Genomic DNA, 23,979 nt, shown 5'->3' with positions numbered 1-23,979 from the left:
GGCAATGAGCTCAGATTCATTTCCCACTATTCCAGCCGGGCTTTGTTTTCATTGCCTTCAGCCTATTCCAGCCGACACCTTCATTGAAGTTGAAGTGGCCGGGAAATCGCGTGAAGTGTGTTGCCATGGCTGCCAGGCTGTGGCCGGTACTATAGCGGCTCATGGACTTACCCATTTTTACCAGTTTCGTGATATTTCCAATCCCACCAGCGTTGAATTGGTGCCGGCCGAGTTGCAAGCTCTGGAAGCTTATGACAATGACGAGCTCCAGCAACGCTTTGTTCAGCAGCTAGATAGTGGTAGCAGCCGACAAATAACCTTATCCGTAGACGGCATGACTTGTGCGGCCTGCGCCTGGTTGATTGAGCGCGAAGTAATGCGCTGTAGCGGGGTGCTGCAGGTAGGCGTGAATGCCACCACCGAGCGAGTACAAATTCGCTGGAACCCTGAGCAAGCGCGCTTAAGTCAATTGCTGAAAGCTATTCATGGTATCGGTTATAAGGCGTTGCCCTTTCAGCAGGATATGGCCGAGCAAGATTTTGCCCGGAAGCGCAAACAATATTTGAAGCGCCTGGGGGTAGCAGGCCTTGCCACTATGCAAGTGATGATGATTGCCGTGGCTTTGTATTTTGGTGCCGTAAGTGATTTAGCCAGTGATATGCGACTGTTCCTATGGTGGGTCAGTTTAGCTTTCGCTACACCGGTTATTTTATACAGCGCACAGCCGTTCTATATAAGCGCTCTGCGCAGCATTCAGGCCAGTCGACCCAATATGGACGTGCCGGTCAGTATCGCCTTGCTGGGTGCCTATAGCGCCAGTGCTTATGCGACTCTTACGGCCCAGGGCGAAGTCTACTTTGAGTCGGTATCTATGTTTACCTTGTTTTTGTTAGCGGGGCGTTACATAGAATTACTGGCGAAACAACGCGCCGTGAGCGTTGCCGCAAACCTGGTTAAGTTGCTCCCGGCTATTGCTGAACGTGAACTCGACCAAAGTACCGAACAGGTATTGGTTCAACAACTACAACCGGGCGATATTATTAGGGTTAAGCCGGGTGCCACCCTGCCCGTTGATGGTGAGCTGTTATCCAGTCAGGCGCAGGTAAACGAGAGTTTAATGACCGGTGAAAGCCGCCCGGTAATTAAGCAACCAGGTGACGCTATGCTGGCCGGTAGCGTGAATCAGTCACAATCGGTACGGTTAAAGGTTACCGCCACCCAACACGACACTGTGCTAGCAGGTATTGTGGCATTGCAGGATTCAGCACTGGCAAGCAAACCTAAACTGGCGCTAATGGCTGATAAAATTGCCAGTGTATTTGTGTGGCGATTGCTCATTGTTGCCGCCCTAACCTTCTTTATCTGGACCTGGATAGACCCGACCAAAGCCTTTTGGGTAACTCTGGCAGTACTGGTTGCGACCTGCCCTTGTGCTTTATCGCTGGCTGCTCCGACCGCAGTTACCGGGGCTATACATAGGTTGAATAAGCACTCGGTATTAGTTCGTAACGGCGATATTCTGGAAAATCTGCATCAAATTAAAACCATTATTTTTGACAAAACCGGTACGCTTACCACCGGCAACTTTGAGCTGCAAAAATATCACTACTATAGTCAGAACCAAAGTGCGGTGAATAATGTAGTGGCAAGCATAGAAAGTTACTCTGAGCACCCGCTGGCGGCACCGTTACAAAACTTAGGTGAAGCCACACCCATAGCGCAAATTGATCATATTGCCGGACAAGGTTTGGCGGCAACGACCGCCGCCGGCATCAATTATCGGTTAGGTTCTTTAGCTTTTGTGCAGCAGTGGCATTGTGAGTTTCAACCCAACAACACTGGCAGTAATGTATTTCTTTGCGATAACACTCAGGTGTTAGCCGAATTTGAAGTTCAGGATGCGCTGCGAGAAGACGCAAAAGCCACCTTGCAGGCATTGAAAGCAAAAGAGTATCGCCTGGTGATGTTAACCGGAGATAGTGCCGAACGCGCCCAGCGGGTAGCTACAGAGTTAGGTGTTGATGAGGTTTATGCCAAGCGCTCGCCGGCTGACAAGCTAGCCCAATTAAAACTGCTACAAAATGAACAGCCGGTGATGATGGTTGGCGACGGTATTAACGATGGCCCGGTGCTGGCCCAAGCCGATGTATCCATGAGCTTTGCTGCCGCGGCGGATTTAGCCAAAGCCAGCGCCGATACCATTAGTTTGAGTGGCAAGCTTGAGCACGTAGCGCTAGTGCTGGGGACAGGTATTCGCTGTCGCCAAATTATGCGGCAAAATGTGACCTGGGCATTAGTGTATAATCTGTCTATTCTGCCAGTAGCCATGGCTGGCTTTGTCACTCCTTACATCGCAGCTATTGGTATGTCGGTTAGTTCCTTGCTGGTGCTGGGGAATTCGCTTAGGCTGTATAAACTATGAGCATTATTTACTTGTTAATACCTATCGCGGGCTTATTTGTTATTCTAGCCGTGGCAATTTTCTTCTGGGCGGTTCGCAGCAATCAGTTCGAAGATCTGGAACGTCAGGGCATGAACGTGTTGCTGGATGACGATGACGCTAAGTTAAAATCGCCTGAAAAAAACCAACCAAGTAGCCGAAATGACAAGCATTGATGCTTTCACAGCACTACTTATGGGATTAGCCGGAGCTGGTCATTGTATGGCCATGTGTGGCGGGTTAGCGGCCGCTTTTGGCGATAATATCACTAAGTTTCAGCTGTTTATTTATAATCTTGGCCGTATTACGTCATATGCAATCGCCGGCCTGCTTATTGGCTCCGCCAGTGTCGCCTTAAGTGCTATTTCCCCTGATTACCTGCTGTGGCTGCGCGCGCTTGCAGCTCTGTTTCTAATTGCGTTGGGGCTTTATTTTGGTGGCTGGTGGCTGGGGCTTAACAAGCTGGAACGGCTTGGCTTACCCCTGTGGCGACGCCTGCAACCACTGGCAGTGCGATTACGTCAGCGGCCGGATAGTTGGTCGCTGCTAGGTGCGGGCATGGTGTGGGGCTGGCTGCCCTGCGGTTTGGTTTACAGCGCTTTAAGCTGGGCTGCTCTGCAAGGCACCCCAACCGGTGGTGCGATAGTTATGCTGCTATTCGGGATAGGCACCTTGCCAGCCATGTTTATTTTTGGTCTGTTCAGCCGTACACTAAGTAGTATTATACGCTCTAAAGGTTTCCGTAAAGCCATGGGGCTGCTGTTCATTGGTTATGGGTTATGGACGGCAATAATACTTGTAAGACAAGGATTGATATGACCAGCAAAGGGTTATCCGCGCAAAATATTTCCTGCCAGAACTGTAGTCTGAGCCAGTTATGCCTGCCCTATTCGCTTGATTCAGACTCGCTGTCCAAATTAGATGACATTATAGAGCGGCACAAGCCACTACATAAACGCGATCGGTTATTCTCTGCTGCCGACAAGCTGCAGTGCCTGTTTGCAGTGCGCAGCGGTTCGTTTAAATCTTTTACCATCAATCAGGATGGTGAAGAGCAAATCACCGGCTTTCATTTGCCTGGCGACCTCATTGGTTTTGATGCCATTCATGAACAACAGCACCAAACTTATGCGGACGCTCTGGAAACCTCCATGGTGTGCAAAATTCCATATACTATCTTGGATGACCTGGGTGTTCAGATACCGGCTTTACGCCAACAAATGATGCGTTTAATGAGTGCCGAAATAACCGCGGATAAACGGCTTCACAATGTGATTAATAACAAGAGTGCGGAACAACGCGTCGCGACATTTATCGCCACTTTAGCGAACCGGTTTGGCGAGCGCGGCTTATCGGCACGTCAGTTTCGGTTGAGCATGACCCGCGCTGAGATTGGTAATTATCTGGGGTTGACTGTAGAAACCGTGAGTCGCCTTATGAATCGATTACAAAATGATGCGCTTATAGATATTGATGGTAAATTTATTCATATCCTGGATGCCGCAAAACTTGCTGCACTGGCTCAACAAAACCGCGACAGCCCCTGTAAGTTGACTTAGATCAACAATAGAATTTTCTTTTTATAAGTTGCTTGGCTACACTTTAATCATCAATGCGATCATCCATTTGATGGCGCATCACTGTGGGAGAAGACCATGTCGACAGCCAAGCAAATATTAGTGGTTCTGGACCCTCACCAGCAGGAACAAAAGGCTCTGAGCAGAGCTCTGTATCTGGCCCGCCAGCTTTCAGCAGAAGTAACCGTATTTCTGTCTATTTATGATTTTGCCTACGAAATGACGACCATGTTAGCTGCCGATGAACGCGAATCTATGCGCTCCAGTCTTATTGCCGATCGAAAAGCATGGATTATCGATATCATTGACGATATGCAAGCCAACACTAAGTATTCAGGTGTGAATATAGATATTGAAGTGATGTGGCATAACCGCCCTTTTGAAGCCATTATTAAAACTGCCATACAAAAGCCATTTGACCTCATTGTAAAAGGTACCCGCCAGCACGAAGGGTTTCAAAATTTGATTTTCACTCCCACCGATTGGCATTTGTTGCGCAAAGCTCCCTGTCAGGTGTTAATGGTGAAAGATCATGCCTGGCAGCAACAAGGAAAAATCATTGCGGCAGTGCACGCTGGTGCCACCGACGACGATCACGTGTCGTTGAATGAAAGAATTATAACCAGTGCCTGCGAGCTTGCTGCACAAGTGAATGCTCAAGTTCATTTGGTAAATAGTTTCCCGCCGGCGCCGATGACGGTAGCCATGGAGATCCCTGAGTTTGACGTTACTGATTACAGTGATTCGGTGAAAACTAATCATGAACAAGCGCTGGCCGAACTGGCCGCAAAACATCAAATCCCGGGTGAACAAACCCATGTCGTTGAAGGCCTGCCCGAGCAAGTGGTGCCGGAATTGGCGCGTAAACTAGATGCGGAATTGGTGGTGCTCGGTACCATCGGCCGCAGTGGTTTGTCTGCTGCGCTGTTGGGCAATACCGCCGAACATGTGCTGGACCAACTTCAATGCGATGTTTTAGCCGTAAAACCTGCAGGATTTAAATCACCAGTTCAGGTATAATTGCGCCGTTTTTTTAATCTCCCGAATAAATGAGCGCATTACATGAGCACAGTAACCAGCAACAGCAGCGTTGAACGGCCTTCAGCGCGACCAACCGCCAATCACGCCTTCAATAAATTGCAAAAGCGTATCCGCCGGGATGTCGGTAAAGCAATTGGTGACTTCAATATGATTGAAGACGGCGATCGTGTCATGGTGTGTTTGTCTGGTGGCAAAGACAGCTACACCATGCTCGACGTGTTGCTGTATTTACAAGGTGTTGCACCCATCAAATTCGATATTATTGCGGTGAATCTGGATCAGAAGCAACCAGGCTTCCCAGAGCATGTTTTACCAGCATATTTAACGGATTTAGGCGTAGACTTCCGTATTATCGAAGAAGATACCTACAGTATTGTTAAAGACAAAGTGCCTGAAGGCAAAACCACCTGTGCGCTTTGTTCTCGCTTGCGTCGCGGTATCCTGTACCGGGTAGCGAATGAACTTGGAGCCACCAAAATAGCGCTGGGGCATCATCGTGATGACATGTTGGAGACCTTGTTTTTAAACATGTTTTATGGCGGTAAGCTGAAGTCTATGCCACCTAAGTTGGTGAGCGACAATGGTGAGCACGTGGTGATTCGTCCGCTGGCTTATGTGCGTGAAAAAGACATTCAGAGTTATTCTGACAAAAAGGCCTTCCCTATTATTCCCTGTAACTTGTGCGGTTCGCAGGAAAACCTGCAGCGTAAAGTTATTAAAGAGATGTTTCAGCAATGGGACAAGCAGTTTCCGGGCCGGCTGGAGAGTATGTTTAGTGCGGTGCAAAACGTCGTGCCGTCACACCTGGCTGATAATCAACTGTTTAACTTTAAAGCGGTGCAGGCAACAGGTGTGGCCGATGCCAATGGCGATATCGGTTTTGATCAACCCGAGTTAAACCATGCTGTAACAACGGAAAATGAGAATCCGGTGCGTCAGCATGGTGTTACTGGCAGCATAAAGGTCGTTAATTTAGGCTAATAGCGCTAACTTCGCGAATAAGTGAACGGTTCACACGAATCATGGCATTGAGTTCTTCAATGTATTCTTCGCGGCGCTCTGAGTAAGAAATCAGCCCCTGGGTTAAATCCGTTGAGGTCGCCTTTTCACCATTGCGGCGGTGTTGTTCACGGATTTGACGTAGCTCAAGATATGCAGGGTGTGTATTAATGTTACGTAAGTAGCTACGCACCGAGGCATTCACCGAGTCAAATTTCGCCACTTCATGGCGACCATCTTCATCACGACCTGACGGAACTAAACCACAGCCTTTGCGGAAACACCATTGGCCAAAGAAGTTTAGGCCTTCGGTAGCAAAACGAGAGCTACCCCAACCCGACTCGTTCGCGGCCTGCACCAGAATCATTGCCTCCGGAATAGTATCTACCCGACGTTTTAACAGCTGCAACGCATCTTTTTGCGAGTTTTCCTCTAAATCAACGTCATACTCATCGGCAAGTTGCACGAACGCTCGTTGCTCAGCTGAATTTAACGTTTCGCCACTATCAATTTGACCGGCCAGAGCCATTAAACGAGCGCGTTGCGCTTCAATTCGAGCATTTTCTGCAATCACGGCAGGCATTAAAAACTCGAAAAACGATTGCTTACGCTGGCGGGTGTCCTGTATTTCGGTAAAGTCAGGAACCTCAGTTTTAATCTCAACTTGAGGTACGTTAACACTTGGAGACATAGTATCTATTGCAACGGAATCATTGCTGGTCCACCAAGGTAAAGTTAAAGCACCTATTAACACCACAGCAGAGGCAAAACCAAGTAAAAATCGAGTCATCAGGCACTCCAGTCGTTACTATCAGGCGGCTGTTGATCATTGCTATTAGTACCGCTATTTACCCGAAGTAGACCAAATAAATAACTGTAAACAACGCCATGAAGTATAAAAATAAACGGCACTGTAATTATAAATCCTATCCCGAGTGTTAACAACGATATAAAAATAAACGCGAAAACAACCACATACAGCATAAAGAATTTGAAAAACTGGTGTTTCACCAGCAATACCGAGTAGTACAGCGCATTGAGTACTGATATTTTGTAGGTTAACAGCAATGGCACGGCAGCAATGGTAAATACGCTGATAACCATTTCAACCAACACCGCAGCCATAGGAAAGCCTTTTAACAGGCTTCCAATCACAATCCCAATAGTGGTGGTTATAGTTGCCAATAACATCAGCGGTAAGGCTCGTGGCAAGGCATCAAACATATCTTTCACTTTGGCTTGTTGCCCACCTGCTAGCTTTATCCCTAACCAAATTAAACCACCAACCAACGGCGCTAACAGTATTCGCAGCGCCCAGGCGGTATAGAAGAATGCAGAGGTGTAAGTGTCGTCTACCATTAACGGGCCAAACCAGCTGCCCGCAAGCGACACCACCAAAAATGCCACGGCCAAAATCATTAGTGCCGCGGGTAGTAGCGGATGTATACTGCGCAACGATAAACGGAAAGCCGTTTTAATGGCTTCCTGCACAGGCAGTTCATAGTCCCCGGTTAATACCTTCTGTAATTGTTCTTTCGAACCGACTTCAGTAATTTTGGGCGTTGAATTTGGTAATGGTTTCGGCATTCGTCTTGTGCTTCCGTTACTATCTGGGGAAAATAATACAGGCCTTGTCGTTACGCCTACTATAAAGGCGTCTATGTTAGAGGATTCATTTTCTTTAGCAAACCAAAATAACTCTGATTTCACCTAGGGACTAACTATGACTGAAGCCAACCGAGCTGCAACTACCAAGCCACGGCGCGCATCCCGCCAGCGGCATGCGAATCGCCGGCCTAAACCAGCCAACCCTAAATTGGTGATATTTAATAAACCCTACGGCATGCTCACGCAATTTTCCGGCGAGCCCGACGATGTGACCTTAAAAGGTACTGTTCCTTACAATGATATTTACCCAGCTGGGCGCCTGGATAAAGACAGTGAGGGCTTGTTGCTGCTCACCAACGACGGCAGCCTGCAGGCAAAAATTACCGATCCTCGCCATAAAATGAAGAAAATTTATTGGGTGCAAGTGGAAGGCGAACCAGATGCGGCCGCTATTCAAACTCTGCAGCAAGGCGTTGAATTAAACGATGGCATGACCCGCCCGGCGCAGGCTTTTATTATGCCTGAGCCAACCAACCTGTGGCCACGTAACCCGCCCGTACGTGAACGTAAAAGTGTTCCTGACACCTGGTTATGCCTGACTATACAAGAAGGTCGGAATCGTCAGGTGCGCCGGATGACGGCTCAGGTTGGGCACCCTACTCTGCGCTTAATTCGTGCCGCCATAGGGCCATGGCAATTACAGGGTTTACAGCCTGGCGAGTGGCGCGAAGTGCCTCCGGTGTGGTAATATCGCGCCCGCAAAATTCGTCAGCTGAAGGTGTATTGATGAGCAACTCTTCCATAAAAGTAATTGTCGGCATGTCAGGTGGTGTCGACTCCTCGGTGTCTGCCTATTTACTGATGCAGCAAGGCTACCAGGTGGAAGGCTTGTTCATGAAGAACTGGGAAGAAGACGATAACGATGAATACTGCGCTGCCGCTGATGATTTGGCCGATGCCGAACAAGTGTGCGCCACTTTGGGTATTCCTTTGCACACCGTCAACTTTGCTGCTGAGTACTGGGACAACGTGTTCGAGCACTTTCTGGCCGAATATCGGGCCGGTAGAACGCCAAACCCCGACATCATGTGCAACAAAGAAATCAAATTCAAAGCCTTCTTAGAGTTTGCGACCGAAGTTCTGGGCGCTGACTACATTGCCACCGGCCACTACGTGCGCCGCCGTGCGCAGGACGGTCAGTTCCAGTTGCTACGCGGGCTGGACGACAACAAAGATCAAAGCTACTTCCTGTATGCCATTAGCCACGAGCAAGTCGCTAAAACCCTGTTCCCGGTTGGCGATATTGAGAAACCGGAAGTTCGCCGTATTGCCGAAGAGCAAAATCTGGTAACAGCGGGTAAAAAAGACTCCACTGGTATCTGTTTTATCGGTGAGCGCAAATTCAAAGATTTTCTGCAAACTTATTTACCGGCACAGCCCGGCCCTATCGAAACGGTCGACGGTTCGGTAATTGGTGAACACGAAGGCTTGATGTATCACACCTTAGGTCAGCGCAAAGGCTTACATATAGGTGGTTTAGCCGAAGCCAGCGACGAACCCTGGTATGTGGTAGATAAAGACGTACCGCGTAACACCTTAATTGTTGCCCAGGGGAAATCCCACCCACGCTTATATTCCAAAGGTTTGATTGCTGGCCAACTGGACTGGATTGATCGAGCAGGACCTAAAACTGAGCTGCAGTGCACCGTGAAAACGCGCTATCGTCAGCAAGATATCGCCTGTCGGATTAAGCCGTTAGACAATGGCCAGTTACAAGTTGAGTTTGATAATCCGGTAGCGGCTGTTACACCAGGTCAATCCGCAGTGTTTTACCTGAACGAGCAGTGTTTAGGTGGTGGCATTATCGAACAACGTATTAGTGAACATGAGGTATTGCTGTGAACGAGTGGCAACAACGTACGCTGGCCCTGGCCGGACTGGCACAAGCCGTTGCCGCAGTGCAGCAATTAGCCCGCGAAGGTTCCCTGCGAGATAACGAAACCGCAGATATTTTGTACGAAAGCGTATTGGCTATGGAAGCACCGAACACCGAAGCTGTGTACGGATCCCGTACCAAGGTTGCCTGGGGATTGCGGGTACTATTAGAGCAAATTGGTGCCAGTACCAATAAAAGCACCGAAGTCACCCGCTATATGGTGTCTATAATCGCCTTGGCTCGCCGTTATGAATCCCGCCCTGAAGCTGTTGCTAAACTGGCCGAGCGCTTACAGCAAATTCAGCGTCAGCGCGACACTTTCGCCTTCGATAACGATACAATTGTGGGCAGTATGGCCAGCGCCTACAGCGATATCATTAGCCCGCTCAGTAAACCTATTCGTATTAGCGGCAACCCGGATCATTTACAGCGCCGTCACGTTCAAAATCAAATTCGCGCGTTATTATTAGCTGCCATCCGCAGTGCCTGTTTATGGCGCGCCGTGGGCGGCAAGCGACGTCACTTTCTTCTTTCCCGTAACCGTATGGTTGATGCAACCAAACAATTGCTAATGGCGCCGGCGGCGTCCTCGGAGACTTAAACCTATGATGGAATTATCTGCGCTTACCGCACTATCCCCTGTTGATGGCCGTTATGGCAGTAAAGCCGCCGCATTACGCCCCTACTTTAGCGAGTATGGCTTAATTAAGTACCGGGTAACCGTTGAAGTACGTTGGCTGCAGCAACTTGCTGCCTGCGCACAAATTACCGAAGTACCGGCCTTATCTGCTGAAGCCGATACCTTCTTAAACGCTATTATTACCGACTTCAGTGAAACCGACGGTGAACGCGTAAAAGAAATCGAACGCACCACCAATCACGATGTGAAAGCCGTTGAATACTTTCTGAAAGAGAAAGTTGCTGGTCACAAAGAATTAGCCGCTATTAGTGAGTTTATTCACTTCGCTTGTACGTCAGAAGACATTAACAACTTGTCGCACGGCTTAATGCTTAGCAATGCCCGCGATGAAGTGGTAGTTCCTATGATGCAGGAGCTGATTGATGCGATTAAAGCGCAGGCCAAAGCCTTAAAAGAAGTTCCTATGATGGCGCGTACGCACGGCCAGCCCGCAACCCCTACTACTATGGGTAAAGAGTTTGCCAATGTGGTAGTTCGCTTACAGCGTCAATTGAAGCAAATTCAGCAGGTTGAAGTATTAGGCAAAATGAACGGCGCCGTAGGCAACTACAATGCGCACCTGGCTGCCTACCCGAATATTGACTGGCATCAGCAGGCGCAAGACTTTGTGGGTTCACTGGGCTTAACGTTAAACCCGTACACTACGCAAATTGAGCCGCACGATTACGTGGCTGAGCTGTTTGATGCGGTTGCTCGCTTCAATACTATTGTTATCGATTTTGACCGCGATTTATGGGGCTACATTGCCCTGAATCACTTTAAGCAGCGCACTATTGCTGGTGAAGTTGGCTCGTCTACCATGCCGCATAAAGTAAACCCGATTGATTTTGAAAACTCGGAAGGCAACCTGGGTATCGCCAATGCTATTTTTGGTCACCTGGCCGCCAAGCTGCCGATTTCGCGCTGGCAGCGTGACTTAACCGACTCTACCGTATTGCGTAACATTGGTGTTGGTTTTGCCTACTCATTGATTGCTTATCAAGCCAGCTTAAAAGGTATTAGCAAACTGGAAGTGAATGAAGCCAGCCTGCGTGCTGAGTTAGATTCTAACTGGGAGCTGTTGGCCGAGCCAATTCAAACCGTGATGCGCCGTTACAATATTGAACAGCCTTATGAAAAGCTGAAAGAGTTAACCCGTGGTAAGCGAGTGAATCAGGAAGCTCTGGCGGTATTTATCGACAAATTGGAGCTACCAGACAGCGTGAAAGCGGAGCTTAAGCAATTAACGCCGGCTACCTACATTGGCCGCGCTGCGGCCTTTGTTGACGAGTTAAACTAATGCAGTTGCAGAACTTTACCAGCGCGGCATTTCTGCGCGACGACTGGCAGCGTCAGCCGCGCTTGTTTCGACAAGCCTGGCCTGACTTTGAAGACCCGATTGAAGCTGAACTGTTAGCTGGGTTAGCCATGGAAGAAGGTGTGGATGCGCGCGTGGTTACACTGGATCGCGCCACCGGAAGCTGGTCAGTAGAACATGGTCCGTTCGAAGACTATGAAGCCTACGGTGAAGAAGACTGGACGCTATTAGTGCAGTCGGTAAACGAGTGGTGGCCACAGGTTCAGCAGTTGCTTACACAGTTTAGGTTTCTACCGGACTGGCGTGTGGATGACGTTATGGTTAGTTTTGCTGTTCCTGGCGGCAGTGTTGGTCCGCATTTAGATCAGTACGACGTGTTCATTATTCAGGGCAGTGGCCAGCGGCGCTGGCAGGTTGGCAATAGAGCCGAACTTCAGCAGCACCGCCCTCACCCCGATCTACAACAACTAGCGCAGCCGTTTACGCCGGTTATTGATGAAGTTTTAGAAGCCGGCGATATGCTGTATATACCTGCCGGTTGCCCCCATCATGGTGAAGCCTTAACGCCAAGTCTGAATTTCTCGATAGGTTTTCGTGCCCCGGCGCAAACTGAGTTACAAGCAGCAGTGGCGGATATGTTGTTAGATGCGGATCAAGCTGGCAGTCGCTATCAGGATCCTGTTGCCGAAAGTTATGGTGACAGTTGGCGAGTGTCGAACACGCAGCTAAGTGCGATTAAAGACTTTCTGCAACAACAATCCGATCCAGCGGCATTCGATAATGCGCTATTGCGGGTATTGTCTATGAGCAAACGTCCATTGCCACAACCTGAACTGGATTTAGAGCCAGAGCAAGTGCAGGTGATGGCTACCGACGATGTTTGGTTTTGCCGTACCCCGGGAGCCCGCTTGTTGGTAACTGAACACGGTGACGCTTATGTAAATGGTGAGCGTTTGGAAGACGCTGCATCTGCAGCTGGTTTAGTGGCTAAATTAGCGGCTACCCAGGAAGACGTGCCGGCAGCTGATTTGGACTTGAGGATCACAGAGCACGCTAAACTGGTGGCCCAGTTAGTGAATTCGGGTGCCTGGTTCTTTAGCGTAGACGCCGATGATGTTGAAGAAAGCTAAGCTGCTTTCTTCAACCATCATGGTTTAGCAGCGGCTTAAACGTTCGGGTCGGTTTGCCACAGTTTTTCATCGTTGGAAATATCGTATAACCCTTCGCTACGATTCACTAACCGATGTGCAAAGGCTTGTTGCGTTGCATCATTGGCTGCATTTTTATCCTGAAAAATTGATTCTGCGCGCATTTGCCAGCTTAAGGCAAAGTGACGCATAGCCTCACGCGCATCTTTCGCTGCTTTACCGCTCACATGATCGGTTGGTAAATCACCGGTAACAACCCACCAGTGCTTGCCATCATTAGCTTCAAATTTCCACATGGCCACCAAAGGTGCCACGTAGCGCGAGTCTTTTACCAATACCCGTTTGGTTAAAATACCCTGCTCGGCCAAATACTTATTACCTGCCTGAAAACGTTCGCGAACCCACTCGGAATTCTGCTCAGGCGTTAGTTGTTGTTGTGCTTCAGTTGTCATTCGTTCTCTACTCTTTTTGAATACGAGTTTTAATGGGTAATCATAGCGTTTTCAGGGCGTGGAAGAAAGTAAAACAGCTGTAAACAATGCTTGCAATTTGAGTCACTAATGCAGGTTTTTATTTCCGCTATTCACTAGCGAAATACGCAATCGAATGATAATGTTCGCGCAAATTTTTTCAGAGCAAATGAGGAATCTCTACCCATGTCTCTATTCGAGCATAAAGAATTTGACCAGCATGAACAGGTTGTCTTCTGCCATGATAAAGAAAGCGGTTTAAAAGCAATTATTGCGATTCATGATACCACTATGGGCCCTTCTCTGGGTGGCACTCGCTTGTGGAACTATGCGTCCTCAGCAGAAGCCTTAACCGATGTATTGCGATTGTCGCGTGGCATGACTTACAAAAGCGCTCTGGCCGGCCTACCTTTAGGTGGCGGTAAAGCGGTCATTATTGGTGATGCGAAAAAAATCAAAACGCCTGAGCTGTTCCGTGCCTATGGCCGTTTCGTCAATTCTTTAAGTGGTCGTTATATTACGGCTGAAGACGTGAACATTCGCACCAGCGACATTGCTATTGTGAATGAAGAAACTCAGTTTGTTGCTGGTACCGAAGCCAAAGCTGGTGACCCTTCTCCGCATACTGCCCTGGGTACTTTCTTAGGTGTTCAAGCCGCAGTGAAGCATAAGCTGGGCAAAGAAAATCTGCAGGGAATCAAAATCGCGATTCAAGGCTTAGGCGCTGTCGGTTATGACTTTGCTGAATATGCGGCAAAAGATGGCGCTGAGCTGTTTGTTTGCGATATTAACGACGAAGCAACGGCACGTGCGGCCAAAGAGCTTGGCGCTACCGTGGTTGGCTTAGATGACATTTATGGTTTAGACGTAGACGTGTATGCACCTTGTGCACTGGGCGCGACTATTAATGATGACACCTTAAAACTGATTAAAGCCAAAATCATTGCTGGTAGTGCGAACAACCAGTTAGCTTCGAAAGAGCACGATCAAATTGTTCACGATATGGGCATTTTGTATGCGCCGGACTACGTTATTAATGCCGGTGGTGTTATTCACGTGTGTCAGGAAGCGTCAAACATGACTCAGGAAGACGCTCGTGAGCGTGTATTAAACATCTATAACACGCTGGAAACTATCTTCCAACGCTCTACCAACGAAAACCGCCCGACCGGTATTATTGCCGACGAATTAGCGCGGGAAGTTATTGCCAAGGCAAAACAAGCTAAATAAGCTTGTCTGCCAGTATCTGCAGCGGGTGTTTCACCCGCTGTTGTTCTATCCGCTTCACTTGCGAACGACACGAAAAGCCCGTCGCAAGAACCCGCTCCGTACCATAATCAGCAATAACTTCACGCCAGCTTAAATCGTACAAATGCAGGCTGTCGACCTTATTCTCTAATTCATGGCCAAAGGTTCCGGCCATACCACAACAACCCACAGCCACCGGCTGCAGATTAATACCTGCGCGTTCAAACACCTGTTGCCACCGGTTCGCCGAGCTTGGTAACGCCGTTTTCTCAGTACAGTGCGACAGTAAAATGAAGGGCGCGTTATCATGGTTGCCCAACGCAACCTCCGGCATCGCCTTTACCAACCATTCATCCACAGTCAGCACTTCAAAGTCGGTTGCATGACTGGTTGCAAATTGCCGGTATTCGTCGCGGAAACACAACACGGTAGAGGCATCCAAACCGACCATAGGAAAGCCCTGTTGTTGTAGCTTAGCCAGCTGGCCCGCAACAGTGGTGGCGGTTTTGGTAAACTCTTCCAGAAACCCTTTCACATGCTGCGCTTTGCCGTTGCCGATAAAGCTTAGTAACACCGGCTTAAAGCCCAGCCGTGATACCAACTCGGCGAAATCTTCCACTAAGTTAGCTTCGTAAAAGCTGGTGAAAGCATCCTGCACAATAACTACACAACCTTCCTGCTCGTCATCGCTCAATGCCAGTAATTGTTTTGGTGTGTACACCGGCCAGTTCCGCTCACCAAAGCGCTGGGTGAGGCTGGGTACTGATTGCTCGGGCGCGTCCACATAACCAATCAGCTTACGCAACAACCACTGGCTTAATGCATTATGGCTTACGGCATTACTCAAACGAGGAGCTTTGGCCATCAGCGGCGCTGTTTGCTCTACCGTTTTAACAAAGTAGTCTTTCAGCGGGCGCGCATAGCGACTGTGATAATGCGCCAGGAATTTAGCCCTAAACGAAGGTACATCTACTTTCACTGGACACTGACTGGCGCAGGCTTTACACGCCAGACACTTGTCCATAGATTTTTTTACTTCATGGTTAAAATCAGGTTTAGCAGACCAACTGTTGCCGATTTTTTTAAACCAACCAACTGACTTCGCGCGCGCATAGGGCAACACGCCAGAGTCGTACCCGGTTTGCTCATTCAGGCGCAGCCATTCACGAATAAGCCCTGCCCGACCTTTCGGCGAATAACGCCGTTCGGCCGACATTTTAAATGACGGGCACATGGCTGAACTGGTGTCGTAGTTAAAGCACAAACCGTTACCATTGCAGTCCATGGCCTGCTGAAACTCGGCCTGCACTTGCACTGGTATTTGCCGATCGAAACTGCCACGTTTGGTGGCATCAACCGACACTAAACTGTCGTTGCGGTTAGCCGGTGTACAAATTTTACCCGGATTCAGACGATTGTGCGGATCAAAACAGGCTTTGATTTTGCGCAGTTCATTAAACAACCCTTCCCCAAAGAATGCCGGAGCGTACTCAGATCGATACCCTTTACCGTGCTCGCCCCACATTAAACCGCCATACTTGGCTGTTAGTGCAGCTACCTGATCACTAATTTTACGCAATAAAACTTCGTCGTCAGGATTTTTCAAATCAAGCGCAGGGCGAACGTGCAATACGCCCGCGTCAACATGACCAAACATGCCGTAATGCAGTTCGTGGTCATCGAGCAACTGTCTGAACTCAGTAATAAATGCCGCCAGCTTCTCTGGAGGCACTGCGGTGTCTTCCGCAAAGGCAACGGGCTTGCGCGATCCTTTGGTGGCCCCCAACAGGCCCACCGCTTTTTTACGCATAGCGTAAATGGTTTTAATACTGGCTTGCTCGCGGCACACCTGATAACCAATCACGCCCGCCGCCGGGTTCTCGGCAATAAACTGGTCCAGCATGTCGCTTAGTTTATCAACTTTATCTTCAATCTCACTCGCGTCTACGGCCGTGAATTCAACCATGTTGATGCCGTTCATGGTTTGTCCGTCAACATCGCTTAAGTGCGGTGCCACTGACTCCCAGATAATGTCATTACGCGCCAGGTTAAGCACTGAACTATCAATGGTTTCAACTGAGGTAGCGCGGGCTTTGACTAAGAATGGAGCGTGCTCCAGCGCCGACTGAAAGTCGTTGTATTTTACGTTTACTAGTACTTTATGGCGCGGAATGCGAGTTAACGTTAACTTGGCTTCGGTAATAAAGCCTAAGGTGCCCTCTGAGCCAGCCAGCAGACGCGATACATCCACAGTATCATCGCTTGGCTCGTACGCATGCTTTAAGTCGTAACCGGTTAAAAACCGGTTTAATGGCGGGAATTTAGCTTCAATAGCCTGACGTTGCTGCACACAGCTATCAATAACCTGCCGATAAATTCTACCAATAGTGGTGTCTTCAGAAGCTATGGTTTCGGCTTCTTGTTTAGGCACTTTACTGGTGCTGAGCAATTCACCGTTTAACAGCACTGTGTTCAGGCTGGCAATATGGTCACTGGTTTTGCCATAAACCAGCGATCCTTGACCCGAGGCATCGGTATTAATCATGCCGCCAATGGTGGCTCGGTTGCTGGTAGAAAGATCGGGTGAGAAAAACCAGCCATATGGTGCCAGCGCATCGTTCAGGCGGTCTTTCACCACGCCGGTTTGTACCCGGGCCCAGCCCTCTTCTGCGTTTATTTCAAGTACTTCGGTAAAGTAACGACTTAAGTCCACCACAATACCCTGGGTAAGTGACTGACCATTGGTGCCAGTACCACCGCCGCGCGGACTAAAGGAAATTTCCTGAAAGGTTGCTGCGGAGGCAATTTTCATCGCCTCCTGTAAATCTTGTTCCGTTTTCGGGTAAATAATAGCTTGGGGTAAGGTTTGATAAACGCTGTTATCGGTGCCCGCAATAAGCCGGGCACCGTAACTGCTGTCAATGTCACCCTGAAACGCACTTTCCTGCAAGGCCTGCAAATAATCCTGATACACCTGCTGCAGCGCAGCAAGCGTGTGGTGCCGTGGTAATACTTGCGAAGCTGTGGTTGCAGTCACATTGGTTCCCTATTGCTTGAATTTACGCCTGTTTCGCTGATTCTTTACCTAGCTGCTCGCCTAAGTAAATCCAGGTTTCCAGCACGGTATCAGGGTTTAGTGATACAGAATCAATGCCCTGCTCTACTAACCAGGCCGCAAAGTCAGGATGATCTGATGGCCCCTGACCACAAATACCTACGTATTTACCTTTTTTGCGAGCCGCCTGAATAGCCATAGACAGCATAGCTTTCACTGCTTCATTACGCTCATCAAATAGGTGTGCAATAACGCCCGAGTCGCGATCCAGCCCCAGTGTTAACTGAGTTAAGTCGTTGGAACCAATCGAGAAACCGTCAAAAATATCCAGGAACTGTTCAGCCAACAAAGCGTTCGATGGCAATTCGCACATCATGATCACCCGTAAGCCATTTTCGCCCTGACGCAAGCCTTCAGCAGCCAGTAGCTCGATAACTTTGCGACCTTCTTCGAGCGTGCGCACAAAAGGAATCATTATTTCTACGTTGGTAAGGCCCATTTGGTTGCGTACGCGCTTAATGGCCTCGCACTCAAGGGCAAAACAATCGCGGAAGTCTTCCGAGATATAGCGTGAGGCACCGCGGAAACCAAGCATTGGGTTTTCTTCATGTGGCTCATATTGACGGCCACCCACCAAGTTGGCGTACTCATTGGATTTAAAATCAGACATGCGCACAATCACGCGCTCTGGCGCAAACGCAGCACCTAGCGTAGCAATGCCTTCGGTGAGCTTGGCTACGTAATATTCACGCGGGCTTTCATAGCCGGCCATCATGTCGCTGATTTGAGCTTTTAACTCGTCGCTTTGCTGGTCAAAGTTCAGCAAGGCTTTTGGATGCACGCCAATCATGCGATTGATGATGAACTCCAGTCGCGCCAGACCAACACCTGCGTGTGGCAACTGGGCAAAATCAAAGGCCCGATCCGGGTTGCCCACGTTCATCATAATCTTCAGTGGCAAATCTGGCATAGCGCCTACGTCTGACGTAGTAACATCAAACTCCAGCTCACCTTCATAGATAAAGCCGGTGTCACCCTCGGCACAGGACACAGTCACCGCCTGTCCGTTACTGATTAAGTCAGTAGCGTTGCCACAACCGACCACAGCCGGAATACCGAGTTCGCGCGCAATAATAGCGGCGTGACAGGTGCGGCCACCGCGATTCGTAACTATGGCTGCCGCGCGCTTCATAATAGGTTCCCAGTCAGGATCCGTCATGTCGGTAACTAATACGTCGCCCGGCTGCACTTTATCCATTTCAGAAATATCGTTCAGTACCCGCGCCACACCGGCGCCAATACGTTGGCCAATGGCCCGGCCGGTGGCAATGGTAGTGCTGCTTTGTTGCAGAGCATAGCGCTCAAGACCCTGGCCCTGGCGGTTTGATTGCACCGTTTCAGGACGTGCCTGAACAATATAAAGCTTGCCGTCAATGCCATCTTTCGCCCACTCAATATCCATTGGACGGCCATAATGCTGTTCAATAATCAGCGCCTGACGCGCTAAGTCTTCAACTTCGGCGTCGGTTACCGAGAACTGCTTGCTGGTAGCCGGCTCAACGTCTTCAATCACCACTTGCTTGCCGTGGCTGCTGTCATCGGAATAAACCATCTGAATCAGCTTGCTGCCCAGGTTACGGCGTAAAATAGCCGGCTTGCCTGCTTTTAGGGTTGGCTTGTGCACGTAGAATTCGTCTGGATTCACCGCGCCCTGCACCACCATTTCGCCTAAACCAAAAGACGAGGTAATAAATACCACCTGGTCGAAACCTGATTCAGTATCAATAGTAAACAACACGCCCGATGAAGCGATATCGCTACGCACCATGCGCTGAATACCAGCCGACAGTGCTACACCGCGGTGGTCATAGCCCTGATGCACCCGGTATGAAATAGCGCGGTCGTTAAACAACGACGCAAATACGTGTTTAATGGCTTCCATAATGGCGTCAATGCCACGCACGTTCAGGAAGGTTTCCTGCTGACCGGCGAACGAAGCATCCGGCATATCTTCAGCTGTTGCTGAGCTACGCACGGCAAAGCTAACTTCGTCGTTATTATTGCTTAGTTTGGCATAGGCTTCGTGAATAGCGCGGTCAAGTTCTGGCTGAAACGGGGTATCTATAATCCACTGGCGAATCTTTTTGCCAGCTTCAGCAAGCGCTTTCACGTCGTCTACATTCAGATCATCGAGCAACGCGTATATCTTGGCGTTGACACCGCTTTGGTCAAGAAACTCATTAAAGGCATCGGCAGTGGTTGCGAAACCGTTTGGAACTGTAACGCCAGCTCCGGCTAAGTTACTGATCATTTCGCCCAGGGACGCATTTTTACCACCAACGCGGTTAACGTCGTTCATTCCCAGTTCGTCATACCAAAGTACGTATTGTTGCACGATAAAATCCTCGTGAAGATTGGCTTGCATGAAGGTCATAGGACCAGAAGAAGTGCTTTATTTTACACGGACTGCCCACACAAGTTAACATTCGATTCAGTAAACCTTGAGAGAAATTGCCATGCGATCCGCTTTTTTTATTTCAGACGGTACAGCCTTAACCGCTGAAGCATTTGGTAACGCCCTGTTATCTATGTTTCCGGTGAAAATTAAACCAGTTACATTAGCCTTTGTAGATTCTGAACAAAAAGCCCAACAGGCTTGCCAGCGTATTAATCAGGTGTATCAGGAAACAGGCCATAAACCGCTGATATTTCATACCTTTGTTAACACTGAGATAAAAGGCATAGTGACCTCGGCAAACGCTGTCAGCTACGATTTCCTGGACCATTTTATTGCGCCAGTGGCCGCCGAGCTTGATTGCGCGGCGCAACCGAAAACCCATCGTACTCACGGTATTCATAATGACTATGATTTTCGTATTGATGCCATTAACTACGCGCTGGCAAACGACGACGGCAGCAATTTAAGTAACTACGAAGAAGCAGATTTGATTCTGGTAGGAGTATCCCGTACTGGGAAAACCCCAACCAGCCTGTATTTAGCACTGCAATACGGCATAAAAGCAGCCAACTACCCCTTTACTGAAGACGACAACATGGAGCAACTGAAGCTTCCGGAAAGTCTTAAAAGTTATCGTCACAAACTATTCGGCTTAACTTTGGACGCCGACCGTTTGCACCACATCCGCAGTAAGCGCCGCGAAGGCAGCCGCTATGCGTCAATGGCACAGTGCCGGTTTGAATTGCAGCAAGTCGAGAATTTGTATCGGCGCGAAGCCATTCCTTTTATTGATTCCACGCGCTTTTCAGTGGAAGAAATAGCCGCGAAAATTCTGGCAGAAACCAATCTGGAACGGCATCGATTTTAATCTCTGCTATGCCAAAAACAAACAAGGCGCCATGCGGCGCCTTGTTATTGATTGCACTGGCAACGCATTAACGACGCGCGTTCGTGCTTTCAAAGATTTTGTCTGCCGAAGCAGCGACAAAGCCGGTGTACAAACGGCCTGGCTCAATTTCATAGCGCTTGGCAAATTCGTAAAAGCAGCTTGGAATTTCTTTCGTGCCATCACTAAAGCTAACCGGATAGCTGTCAGCCATAGTGGATGACTGCTCCAGAAATACCTCTGGTGAGCCTTTAATTTCACCACCTGAACTGTTTAACACAAAGCCTTCGTCTTTCAGCTTCTGGTTTACTTGCTCCAGCGTTTGGTAATCTGGCAGGTAGTTCACGCTTACCGTAAAGTGGTTGGCACGGAAACCAAATGCGGCCATCCAGGCAGCATATTCACTTTCTTCCAGCAACTGCTCGTACTCTTCACTACTAACCTGCCAATGCGGCCCTGAGTATAAAAAGTTCTCAGCGCTCACTGCGCTAGGTTCAATTTGCTCCACCATTTTCTTCACAATGCTTTGTAACTCTGGCGAAAATTCTTCTACCAGTAACTCGCTGATGAATACTTTCGGTAACTCTGGATTCTCATGCTCGTAATGCTTAGCAACCAGTTTTTTAGCCTTAAACTCGTAATCACCTTTGGCTTCATAACCAAGTTTTTCAAAGTGATCAGCCAGCGCCTGCAAGCGTACCGGAGCAATATTGAACGTGCGGAAAGCCACGTGATCGTTAATGATTTCGCGGCCCTGACCCAGCACCTGATGCACTTTCGCGGCAGACGGGGTTAATTTAATATAATCGTTCCAAAGGTTTCCAAAAAGCTGCTCAACCTGCTGTGACATGTTGGTATTCTCTCTTATTCATTCAATTGACGGAGCGGCCAATGGCCGCTCACCGTAGTTCTTAACCTTTTCCGTTGCGGGCTTCTTTGAGCGAGTCAGCAACCAAAAATGCGAGTTCTAATACTTGATCTGCATTCAAACGCGGATCGCACTGAGTCCGGTAACGGCTGGACAAGTCAGCTTCGCTGATCTGATAAGCACCGCCGGTACATTCAGTCACATCTTCCCCGGTCATTTCAAGATGCACACCACCTGGATAGGTTCCCTCTGCTTGATGTATCGCAAAGAAATGGCGCAGTTCCTGATGAATGGCGTCGAATGAGCGCGTTTTCAAGCCATTGTCGGCTTTTACTGTATTACCGTGCATAGGATCGCTCGACCACACTACGTGGCGGCCTTCGGCTTTTACGCGGCGAACCAGTTCAGGTAGTTTACCGGCTAAGTTATCAGCACCCATACGGGTAATCAGGGTCATGCGGCCTGCTACGTTGTCCGGATTCAGCGCATCTAACAGCTGAATTAAATCATCCGGTGCCGTGGTTGGCCCAATTTTAACCCCTATTGGGTTGTTAATGCCACGCATAAACTCTACATGGGCATGATCCAACTGGCGCGTACGCTCACCAATCCAAACCATATGTGCTGAACAGTTGTACGGCATACCGGTAAGAGTATCGGTGCGAGTCAAAGCCTCTTCATACGGCAGCAATAGCGCTTCGTGCGAAGTAAATAGCTGAGTTTCGTGAATAGCTGAGTTGGTACTGGCATTTATACCTAGTACTTCCATAAATTTCAGTGCCGATTCGATCTGCTCAGCAATTTTAGTGTATTGATCTTTCAGTGGATTGGCTGCAACAAAGCTCATGTTCCACTTATGCACTTTGTGCAAATCCGCCAGACCGCCCTGCGCAAAAGCTCGCAGTAAGTTCAAGGTAGCTGCAGAGTGGTGATAAGCCTTAATCATCCGCTCCGGATCAGGCACTCGTGCACTAGCTTCAAACTCAGGCGCATTAATAATATCGCCGCGATAGCTAGGCAAACTTACGCCGCCCAGAGTCTCTTCGTTACTTGACCGCGGTTTTGCGTACTGCCCCGCCATACGGGCAACCTTGGTAACCGGACAAGAGCCGGCAAAGGTTAATACCACCGCCATTTGCAGGATAACCTTAAAGGTATCGCGAATTTTCGGCGCGTTAAAATCCTGAAAACTTTCAGCACAGTCACCGCCTTGCAGCAAAAAGCCACGCCCGGCTGATACTTCGGCTAACTGTTTGCGCAAATCTCGAATCTCTTCCGCAAAAACTAGTGGTGGGAAGGTTTTAAGCTGGCGTTCCACGGCCTGCAACGATTCGATTGAGGCATAATCAGGTTGCTGCTGAATAGGCTTTTCCCGCCAACTACGCGAGCTCCATTGAGTCATGAGTTACCTTGTTTTACTTAAGTTGATAGTGTGGGTAGCTGTTACCCTAAAGTTTATAAAAAATGCGCTGAATGCCGCCAATGTAGCGGTTTTGCGCACTAATAACAATTGCTGAGAAGCTGCTTTTAGCGCTTTTTACGAAAATTCGCTGAGGTTCATATTCAGCTGAAGATGATCAGCCAACTCTAACCTGTCCGAACTCTGTGAATACGGCAAGGTACCAAGCCAGGGCGCGTCAATTTTGGCGCGTAAATAGTCAATGTTTTCAGCTTGATACGGCATTTTCTGCGGCAAGCACTGATTACCAACCCAACCCACCAAAGGTACTCCGGCAGCGCGAATAGCCTGCACCGTCAACATCGCATGATTCAGACAGCCCAGCTTTAGCCCAACGACTAAAATAACGCCGTCTGCAGTTTGTTTTACGAATTCGGGCATGGTTTGGTTTGCCGACAGCGGTAACTCCCAGCCGCCTGCACCTTCTACCAACAGTAAGTCTGCCGGTAATTGCTGCAATGCCGACCAGGCTGCAACCAAATCAGCCACCTGAATAGGCTTGCCAGCAATGGCTGCTGCAATATGCGGTGCTATGGGTTCTACCAAGGCAATCGGGTTTACCTGTTGATAGGTCATGGGCACCGATGCCGCAGCCTGTAATAACAGCGCATCTGAATTACGTAAGCCCTCAGAATGTTGCTCACAACCGGCTGCAATTGGCTTCATAGCACAGGTTCGTAAGCCTGTTTTTGCAAACGCCTGCAACAGCGCCACCGCTGCCACCGTTTTACCCGCGTCTGTGTCTGTACCTGTTATAAAATAAGTTTTCATATTTCGATTTGGTTAACT

21 protein-coding genes are annotated in these 23,979 nt (G+C 48.9%); 13 read left to right on the top strand and 8 right to left on the bottom strand.

The features are described 5' to 3' along the window. Window positions 1-4: 4 nt before the first annotated feature. From CCE91_RS06500 to ttcA, 6 genes are all read left to right on the top strand, one after another. Window positions 5-2,422 (top strand): heavy metal translocating P-type ATPase, encoded by a 2,418-nt coding sequence (locus tag CCE91_RS06500; protein ID WP_086434399.1) that lies wholly within the window; start codon window positions 5-7, stop codon window positions 2,420-2,422. Further along, complete coding sequence (gene ccoS, locus CCE91_RS06495; protein WP_086434398.1) at window positions 2,419-2,616, top strand: cbb3-type cytochrome oxidase assembly protein CcoS; 198 nt, start codon at window positions 2,419-2,421, stop codon at window positions 2,614-2,616. Before CCE91_RS06500 ends, ccoS begins: the two co-directional genes overlap by 4 nt. Next, window positions 2,603-3,259, top strand: a complete 657-nt coding sequence (locus tag CCE91_RS06490) for a sulfite exporter TauE/SafE family protein (RefSeq protein WP_086434397.1) — start codon at window positions 2,603-2,605, stop codon at window positions 3,257-3,259. Before ccoS ends, CCE91_RS06490 begins: the two co-directional genes overlap by 14 nt. Continuing rightward, window positions 3,256-3,999 (top strand): fumarate/nitrate reduction transcriptional regulator Fnr, encoded by a 744-nt coding sequence (gene fnr / locus CCE91_RS06485; protein WP_198677976.1) that lies wholly within the window; start codon window positions 3,256-3,258, stop codon window positions 3,997-3,999. Before CCE91_RS06490 ends, fnr begins: the two co-directional genes overlap by 4 nt. A gap of 96 nt (window positions 4,000-4,095) precedes the next feature. Beyond that, window positions 4,096-5,037 carry a universal stress protein UspE gene (uspE, locus tag CCE91_RS06480; protein ID WP_086434396.1) on the top strand — a complete coding sequence of 314 codons (942 nt, stop codon included), beginning with the start codon at window positions 4,096-4,098 and terminating at the stop codon, window positions 5,035-5,037. Window positions 5,038-5,079: 42 nt separating this feature from the next. Further along, entirely contained in the window at window positions 5,080-6,039 is a 960-nt protein-coding gene (ttcA, locus tag CCE91_RS06475) for a tRNA 2-thiocytidine(32) synthetase TtcA (protein ID WP_086434395.1), read from the top strand. Here the strand turns inward: ttcA and CCE91_RS06470 are convergent. Together CCE91_RS06470 and CCE91_RS06465 are read right to left on the bottom strand one after the other, a co-directional pair. Next, window positions 6,026-6,847: a glucosaminidase domain-containing protein gene (locus CCE91_RS06470; RefSeq protein ID WP_086434394.1), complete on the bottom strand. Its 822-nt coding sequence runs from the start codon at window positions 6,845-6,847 to the stop codon at window positions 6,026-6,028. The two genes, ttcA and CCE91_RS06470, sit on opposite strands and share 14 nt — an antisense overlap. Next, window positions 6,847-7,644, bottom strand: coding sequence for a hypothetical protein (locus CCE91_RS06465; protein ID WP_086434393.1), 798 nt, complete (start codon window positions 7,642-7,644; stop codon window positions 6,847-6,849). Before CCE91_RS06465 ends, CCE91_RS06470 begins: the two co-directional genes overlap by 1 nt. Before the next feature lie 136 nt (window positions 7,645-7,780). Between CCE91_RS06465 and CCE91_RS06460 the strand changes: the two genes are divergently transcribed. From CCE91_RS06460 to CCE91_RS06440, 5 genes are read left to right on the top strand one after another with little or no spacing between them, the layout of a single operon-like run. Next, entirely contained in the window at window positions 7,781-8,413 is a 633-nt protein-coding gene (locus CCE91_RS06460) for a pseudouridine synthase (protein ID WP_086434392.1), read from the top strand. Between the two features lie 35 nt (window positions 8,414-8,448). Further along, window positions 8,449-9,567: a tRNA 2-thiouridine(34) synthase MnmA gene (gene mnmA / locus CCE91_RS06455; RefSeq protein ID WP_086434864.1), complete on the top strand. Its 1,119-nt coding sequence runs from the start codon at window positions 8,449-8,451 to the stop codon at window positions 9,565-9,567. Next, on the top strand, window positions 9,564-10,202 hold the full coding sequence (gene hflD / locus CCE91_RS06450; protein WP_157984129.1) for a high frequency lysogenization protein HflD: 639 nt from the start codon (window positions 9,564-9,566) through the stop codon (window positions 10,200-10,202). Before mnmA ends, hflD begins: the two co-directional genes overlap by 4 nt. Before the next feature lie 7 nt (window positions 10,203-10,209). Beyond that, window positions 10,210-11,580 (top strand): adenylosuccinate lyase, encoded by a 1,371-nt coding sequence (gene purB / locus CCE91_RS06445; protein WP_086434863.1) that lies wholly within the window; start codon window positions 10,210-10,212, stop codon window positions 11,578-11,580. Then, window positions 11,580-12,728: a cupin domain-containing protein gene (locus CCE91_RS06440; protein ID WP_086434390.1), complete on the top strand. Its 1,149-nt coding sequence runs from the start codon at window positions 11,580-11,582 to the stop codon at window positions 12,726-12,728. The genes purB and CCE91_RS06440 overlap by 1 nt, the downstream gene beginning before the upstream one ends. 35 nt (window positions 12,729-12,763) lie before the next feature. Here the strand turns inward: CCE91_RS06440 and CCE91_RS06435 are convergent, their stop codons facing one another. Next, the gene (locus tag CCE91_RS06435; protein WP_086434389.1) at window positions 12,764-13,198 is read right to left on the bottom strand and encodes a DUF4826 family protein; all 435 of its coding nucleotides are present in this window, start codon (window positions 13,196-13,198) and stop codon (window positions 12,764-12,766) included. A gap of 204 nt (window positions 13,199-13,402) precedes the next feature. Between CCE91_RS06435 and CCE91_RS06430 the strand changes: the two genes are divergently transcribed. Further along, window positions 13,403-14,446: a Glu/Leu/Phe/Val dehydrogenase dimerization domain-containing protein gene (locus CCE91_RS06430; protein WP_086434388.1), complete on the top strand. Its 1,044-nt coding sequence runs from the start codon at window positions 13,403-13,405 to the stop codon at window positions 14,444-14,446. Here CCE91_RS06430 and ydiJ read toward each other — a convergent pair. Both ydiJ and ppsA read right to left on the bottom strand, forming a co-directional pair. Beyond that, window positions 14,439-17,501 carry a D-2-hydroxyglutarate dehydrogenase YdiJ gene (gene ydiJ, locus CCE91_RS06425; protein WP_407681277.1) on the bottom strand — a complete coding sequence of 1,021 codons (3,063 nt, stop codon included), beginning with the start codon at window positions 17,499-17,501 and terminating at the stop codon, window positions 14,439-14,441. The two genes, CCE91_RS06430 and ydiJ, sit on opposite strands and share 8 nt — an antisense overlap. 22 nt (window positions 17,502-17,523) lie before the next feature. Then, window positions 17,524-19,914 carry a phosphoenolpyruvate synthase gene (gene ppsA / locus CCE91_RS06420; RefSeq protein WP_086434861.1) on the bottom strand — a complete coding sequence of 797 codons (2,391 nt, stop codon included), beginning with the start codon at window positions 19,912-19,914 and terminating at the stop codon, window positions 17,524-17,526. Between the two features lie 121 nt (window positions 19,915-20,035). Here ppsA and ppsR point away from each other — a divergent pair, with 121 nt between their 5' ends. Continuing rightward, window positions 20,036-20,845 carry a posphoenolpyruvate synthetase regulatory kinase/phosphorylase PpsR gene (gene ppsR, locus CCE91_RS06415; protein WP_086434387.1) on the top strand — a complete coding sequence of 270 codons (810 nt, stop codon included), beginning with the start codon at window positions 20,036-20,038 and terminating at the stop codon, window positions 20,843-20,845. Window positions 20,846-20,912: 67 nt separating this feature from the next. On the opposite strand, the gene CCE91_RS06410 is transcribed toward ppsR, so the two are convergent. From CCE91_RS06410 to bioD, 3 genes are all read right to left on the bottom strand, one after another. Further along, window positions 20,913-21,713, bottom strand: coding sequence for a DUF1338 domain-containing protein (locus tag CCE91_RS06410; RefSeq protein WP_086434386.1), 801 nt, complete (start codon window positions 21,711-21,713; stop codon window positions 20,913-20,915). A 61-nt stretch (window positions 21,714-21,774) separates the two neighbouring features. Continuing rightward, window positions 21,775-23,133: a class II 3-deoxy-7-phosphoheptulonate synthase gene (locus CCE91_RS06405; RefSeq protein WP_086434385.1), complete on the bottom strand. Its 1,359-nt coding sequence runs from the start codon at window positions 23,131-23,133 to the stop codon at window positions 21,775-21,777. Window positions 23,134-23,268: 135 nt separating this feature from the next. Beyond that, window positions 23,269-23,961: a dethiobiotin synthase gene (bioD, locus tag CCE91_RS06400; protein ID WP_086434384.1), complete on the bottom strand. Its 693-nt coding sequence runs from the start codon at window positions 23,959-23,961 to the stop codon at window positions 23,269-23,271. Window positions 23,962-23,979 lie beyond the last annotated feature (18 nt).

Origin of the sequence: Pseudidiomarina planktonica (assembly GCF_900177775.1) — a bacterium.
GTDB lineage: Bacteria > Pseudomonadota > Gammaproteobacteria > Enterobacterales > Alteromonadaceae > Pseudidiomarina > Pseudidiomarina planktonica.
The sequence above is the reverse complement of the archived record's forward strand: the minus strand, read 5'-3'. Positions and strand labels throughout refer to the sequence as shown.

What these genes read in the sequence shown, in the direction of transcription:
- CCE91_RS06500 (WP_086434399.1), top strand. Translation starts at nt 5, where the DNA reads ATGAGCTCAGATTCATTTCCCACTATTCCAGCCGGGCTTTGTTTTCAT.
- ccoS (WP_086434398.1), top strand. Translation starts at nt 2,419, where the DNA reads ATGAGCATTATTTACTTGTTAATACCTATCGCGGGCTTATTTGTTATT.
- CCE91_RS06490 (WP_086434397.1), top strand. Translation starts at nt 2,603, where the DNA reads ATGACAAGCATTGATGCTTTCACAGCACTACTTATGGGATTAGCCGGA.
- fnr (WP_198677976.1), top strand. Translation starts at nt 3,256, where the DNA reads ATGACCAGCAAAGGGTTATCCGCGCAAAATATTTCCTGCCAGAACTGT.
- uspE (WP_086434396.1), top strand. Translation starts at nt 4,096, where the DNA reads ATGTCGACAGCCAAGCAAATATTAGTGGTTCTGGACCCTCACCAGCAG.
- ttcA (WP_086434395.1), top strand. Translation starts at nt 5,080, where the DNA reads ATGAGCACAGTAACCAGCAACAGCAGCGTTGAACGGCCTTCAGCGCGA.
- CCE91_RS06470 (WP_086434394.1), bottom strand. Translation starts at nt 6,847, where the DNA reads ATGACTCGATTTTTACTTGGTTTTGCCTCTGCTGTGGTGTTAATAGGT.
- CCE91_RS06465 (WP_086434393.1), bottom strand. Translation starts at nt 7,644, where the DNA reads ATGCCGAAACCATTACCAAATTCAACGCCCAAAATTACTGAAGTCGGT.
- CCE91_RS06460 (WP_086434392.1), top strand. Translation starts at nt 7,781, where the DNA reads ATGACTGAAGCCAACCGAGCTGCAACTACCAAGCCACGGCGCGCATCC.
- purB (WP_086434863.1), top strand. Translation starts at nt 10,210, where the DNA reads ATGGAATTATCTGCGCTTACCGCACTATCCCCTGTTGATGGCCGTTAT.
- CCE91_RS06440 (WP_086434390.1), top strand. Translation starts at nt 11,580, where the DNA reads ATGCAGTTGCAGAACTTTACCAGCGCGGCATTTCTGCGCGACGACTGG.
- CCE91_RS06435 (WP_086434389.1), bottom strand. Translation starts at nt 13,198, where the DNA reads ATGACAACTGAAGCACAACAACAACTAACGCCTGAGCAGAATTCCGAG.
- CCE91_RS06430 (WP_086434388.1), top strand. Translation starts at nt 13,403, where the DNA reads ATGTCTCTATTCGAGCATAAAGAATTTGACCAGCATGAACAGGTTGTC.
- ppsR (WP_086434387.1), top strand. Translation starts at nt 20,036, where the DNA reads ATGCGATCCGCTTTTTTTATTTCAGACGGTACAGCCTTAACCGCTGAA.
- CCE91_RS06410 (WP_086434386.1), bottom strand. Translation starts at nt 21,713, where the DNA reads ATGTCACAGCAGGTTGAGCAGCTTTTTGGAAACCTTTGGAACGATTAT.
- CCE91_RS06405 (WP_086434385.1), bottom strand. Translation starts at nt 23,133, where the DNA reads ATGACTCAATGGAGCTCGCGTAGTTGGCGGGAAAAGCCTATTCAGCAG.
- bioD (WP_086434384.1), bottom strand. Translation starts at nt 23,961, where the DNA reads ATGAAAACTTATTTTATAACAGGTACAGACACAGACGCGGGTAAAACG.